This is a genomic window from Bergeriella denitrificans NBRC 102155, from assembly GCF_001592185.1.
Taxonomy (GTDB): domain Bacteria; phylum Pseudomonadota; class Gammaproteobacteria; order Burkholderiales; family Neisseriaceae; genus Neisseria; species Neisseria denitrificans.
Window position 1 is genome coordinate 1 of sequence record NZ_BCWL01000187.1, and the last position, 4148, is coordinate 4148.

The window sequence follows — 4148 nt, forward strand, 5'->3', positions numbered from 1 at the left end:
AAAAATCGCATTTTTCAGACGGCTTGTTTGCAGCAGCTTCATACAGCCGCGCGGACTAATCGGATGCGTTCAAGTTTATGCAAACACCAGCACGCCGTTTTCTTCGCCAACGCGGATTTCGCTCTCGGGCGCGTATTGTCCGGCCAGAAGCGCTTTGGCCAACGGGTTTTCGATTTCCGACTGGATGGCGCGTTTGAGCGGACGGGCACCGTAAATCGGGTCGAAGCCGGCTTGGGCGATGAGGTCGAGCGCGGCGTCGGATACCTGCAGGTGCAGGTTTTGCGCGGCAAGGCGTTTTTCCAAGGATTGGAGCTGGATTTTGGCGATGCTGCGGATATGCTCCTGCGCGAGGCCGTGGAATACGACGACTTCGTCGATGCGGTTAATCAGCTCGGGGCGGAAGTGTTCTTTCACGTCTTCCATCACGACTTCTTTCAACGCGTCGTAATCGGCCGTACCCATTTGCTGGATGTGCTGGCTGCCGATATTGGAGGTCATCACCACCACGGTGTTTTTGAAATCTACCGTGCGGCCTTGTCCGTCGGTCAGGCGGCCGTCGTCGAGCACTTGCAGCAAAATGTTGAACACGTCGGGATGTGCCTTTTCCACTTCGTCGAGCAAAATGACGCTGTACGGTTTGCGGCGCACCTGCTCGGTGAGGTAGCCGCCTTCTTCGTAGCCGACGTAGCCCGGAGGCGCGCCAATCAGGCGGGCGATGCTGTGTTTTTCCATGTATTCCGACATATCGATGCGGATCAAATGGTCTTCGCTGTCAAACAGGAAGCCTGCCAGTGTTTTGCACAGTTCGGTTTTGCCCACGCCGGTCGGGCCTAAAAACAGGAAGCTGCCGTAGGGCTTGTCGGGATCGGCCAGTCCGGAGCGGCTGCGGCGGATGGCGTCGGCCACGGCGCGGACGGCTTCGTCTTGCCCGACCACGCGACGGTGCAAGACTTCTTCCATTTTCAGCAGTTTTTCGCGTTCGCCTTCCATCATTTTGGCAACGGGGATGCCGGTCATGCGGGAAACGATTTCCGCCACTTCGTCTGCCCCCACTTCGGTGCGGAACAGCTTGTTGGCCTTTTTTGCTTCCGGCTGGCTTTCCGCCGCCTGCAATTGTTCGCCCAATTTCGGCAGTTCGCCGTATTCCAACTCGGATGCGCGGGCATAATCGCCTTGGCGTTTGGCCTGCTCGATTTTCACTTTCAAATCGTCGATTTGTTTTTTCAAATCGGCGGAGCTGGAAGAGGCTGCTTTTTCGGCCTTCCAGATTTCGTCCAAATCGGCGTATTCTTTTTGCAGACCGTCGATTTCTTCGTCAATCAGCTCCAGGCGTTTTTTACTGGCTTCGTCGCTTTCTTTGCCGACGTGCATTTTTTCCATTTTGAGCTGAATGATGCGGCGGTCGAGTTTGTCCATCTGCTCGGGCTTGCTGTCCAGCTCCATTTTGATGCGGCTGGCGGCTTCGTCAATCAGGTCGATGGCTTTGTCGGGCAGGAAGCGGTCGGTGATGTAGCGGTCGCTCAATTCGGCGGCGGCGACAATTGCGGGGTCGGTAATGTCGATGCCGTGGTGGATTTCGTAACGCTCCTGCAAGCCGCGCAAAATCGCAATGGTATCCTCCACGCTCGGCTCGCCCACCAATACTTTTTGGAAACGGCGTTCCAGTGCGGCGTCTTTTTCGATGTATTGGCGGTATTCGTCGAGCGTGGTCGCGCCGATGCAGTGCAGCTCGCCGCGTGCCAATGCGGGTTTCAGCATGTTGCCCGCGTCCATCGCGCCGTCGGTTTTGCCCGCGCCGACCAAGGTATGGATTTCGTCAATGAAAATCAAAGTGTTGCCGTCGTCTTTGGCCAAATCGTTCAACACGCCTTTCAAGCGTTCTTCAAACTCGCCGCGGTATTTCGCTCCGGCAATCAAAGCCGCCAAATCCAACACCAGCAGGCGTTTGTTACGCAGGCTCTCCGGCACTTCGCCGTTGACGATGCGCTGCGCCAAGCCTTCTACAATCGCGGTTTTGCCCACGCCCGGCTCGCCGATGAGCACGGGATTGTTTTTGGTGCGGCGTTGCAATACCTGAATGGCGCGGCGGATTTCGTCGTCGCGGCCGATAACGGGGTCGAGCTTGCCTTCGCGGGCGCGCTGGGTCAGGTCTAAGGTGTATTTTTTCAGGGCTTCGCGTTGGTCTTCTGCATGGGCGTCGTTCACGTTTTGTCCTCCACGCACGGCCTCAATGGCCGCATTGATATTCTGTTCGGTCGCGCCGGCTTCTTTCAGAATTTTGCCGGTCACATCGTTTTGCTGCACCAGCGCCAGTAAAAACAATTCGCTGGCAATATAGGCATCGCCGCGCTTGGTCGCAGCTTTATCCATCAAATTTAAGACGGCCTGCAATTCGCGACTCGGCAGGATTTCGCCGCCGTTACCCGATACTTTCGGCAGCGCGTTTAAGGTTTGCGCCAATTGCGTTTTTACCTGCGTCACGTTTACGCCCGCATGCGCCAGCAAAGCACCTGCGCCGCTATTCGGGTCGTCCAACATGGCTTTCAACACATGGCCGGCTTCCAGATAGCTGTTGTCGGCTGCCAGCGCCAGGCTTTGGCCGTCTGAAAGTGCCTGTTGGAATTTAGCAGTCAGTTTGTCAAATCTCATATTCATTTTCCTCTCTCGGAAATATTCGGTTATCCCCTATATAAGCCCACCTGTGGATAACTCAATAGCCGAATATCAAAATCAGACCCTATTTTTAACAAATAATTGTTTTTATATAAAATTAATTCAAACTCATCATGTGAATAACTTTTCAGACGGCTTTATCGCGGCAATAGGCCGTCTGAAAAATGCACCGCTTCCGGTATCGCCCCATACCCGAAAAACCCGGCCGCGCAGATAGGATTACCGCCCCGAAGCCGCCGCACTTTGCTGCCGCAAAGCCCTGCCCGCATATTCCGCTTTTCCCGCCGTTACACTATAATCAGCCTGTTTCGCCGTCGGCTGCATTTTTCAGACGGCCTGATTATTTTAGGAAAGCCCACCATGAGCAAAAAACGTGTCCTCACAGGCGTTACCACCACCGGCATCCCGCACCTGGGCAACTATGTCGGCGCCATCCGCCCCGCCATCCGCGCCGCGCAAAGCCCCGATGTCGAATCCTTCCTCTTTTTGGCCGACTACCACGGCATCATCAAATGCCACGACCCCGCCATGATTCACGAGTCCACCCAAGCCGTGGCCGCTACTTGGCTTTCCTGCGGCCTCAACCCCGAGCGCACCACGTTTTACCGCCAAAGCGACATTCCCGAAATCATGGAATTGAACTGGATTCTGACCTGCATCACCGCCAAAGGCCTGATGAACCGCGCCCACGCCTACAAAGCGGCGGTACAGGACAATCTCGACAAAGGCCAGGAAGACCAAGACCACGGCGTAGAAATGGGCTTATACAGCTACCCGATTCTGATGAGCGCCGATATTTTGATGTTTAAAGCCCAAGAAGTGCCCGTCGGCCGCGACCAAATCCAACACGTCGAAATGGCGCGCGACATCGCCGGCCGCTTCAACCACCGCTTTAAAGAAATCTTCACCCTGCCCGAAGTCAAAATCGACGAAAACGTCGAGCTTCTGGTCGGCTTGGACGGGCGCAAAATGTCCAAATCCTACGGCAACACCATTCCGCTGTGGGAAAGCGACAAGAAAACCCAAAAATCGGTCAACAAAATCATCACCAACTTAAAAGAACCCGGCGAGCCGAAACAGCCCGACGAAAGCCCCTTGTTCGAAATCTACAAAGCCTTCGCCACGCCGTCTGAAACCGCCGACTTCACCCAAATGCTCGCCGAAGGTCTGGCCTGGGGCGAAGCCAAAAAACTCTTGGCCGCAAAAATCAACGCCGAGCTGGCCGAGCCGCGCGAACGCTACGCCGAGCTGACCGCCAACCCCGCGCAAATCGAAGACATCCTGCAGGCCGGCGCCGCCAAAGCCCGCAAGGAAGCCCGCGAATTGCTGAACCAAGTACGCGACGCCGTCGGTATCCGTGCGCTGAAATAAGCCCGCGCCATCAGAAAAGCCGTCTGAAAATACGATTTTTCAGACGGCTTTTTGTGTATTCTGTAATCATTCGATAATCATCTCGTTAGATTAAAACGACTATA

General features: G+C 55.3%; 2 protein-coding genes. One reads left to right on the forward strand and one right to left on the reverse strand.

What is annotated here, in order from left to right:
* Positions 1–75: 75 nt before the first annotated feature.
* A complete protein-coding gene (clpB, locus tag BDE01S_RS08815; RefSeq protein WP_066080362.1) occupies positions 76–2649 on the reverse strand; it encodes an ATP-dependent chaperone ClpB in 2574 nt (857 codons plus the stop codon).
* A 384-nt stretch (positions 2650–3033) separates the two neighbouring features.
* Here clpB and trpS point away from each other — a divergent pair, with 384 nt between their 5' ends.
* Complete coding sequence (gene trpS / locus BDE01S_RS08820; protein WP_066080366.1) at positions 3034–4044, forward strand: tryptophan--tRNA ligase; 1011 nt, start codon at positions 3034–3036, stop codon at positions 4042–4044.
* The last annotated feature ends 104 nt before the right edge of the window (positions 4045–4148 follow it).

Bases quoted from the DNA above. Each gene is read 5' to 3' on its own strand.
- clpB (WP_066080362.1), bottom strand. From the start codon at position 2,649: ATGAGATTTGACAAACTGACTGCTAAATTCCAACAGGCACTTTCAGAC.
- trpS (WP_066080366.1), top strand. From the start codon at position 3,034: ATGAGCAAAAAACGTGTCCTCACAGGCGTTACCACCACCGGCATCCCG.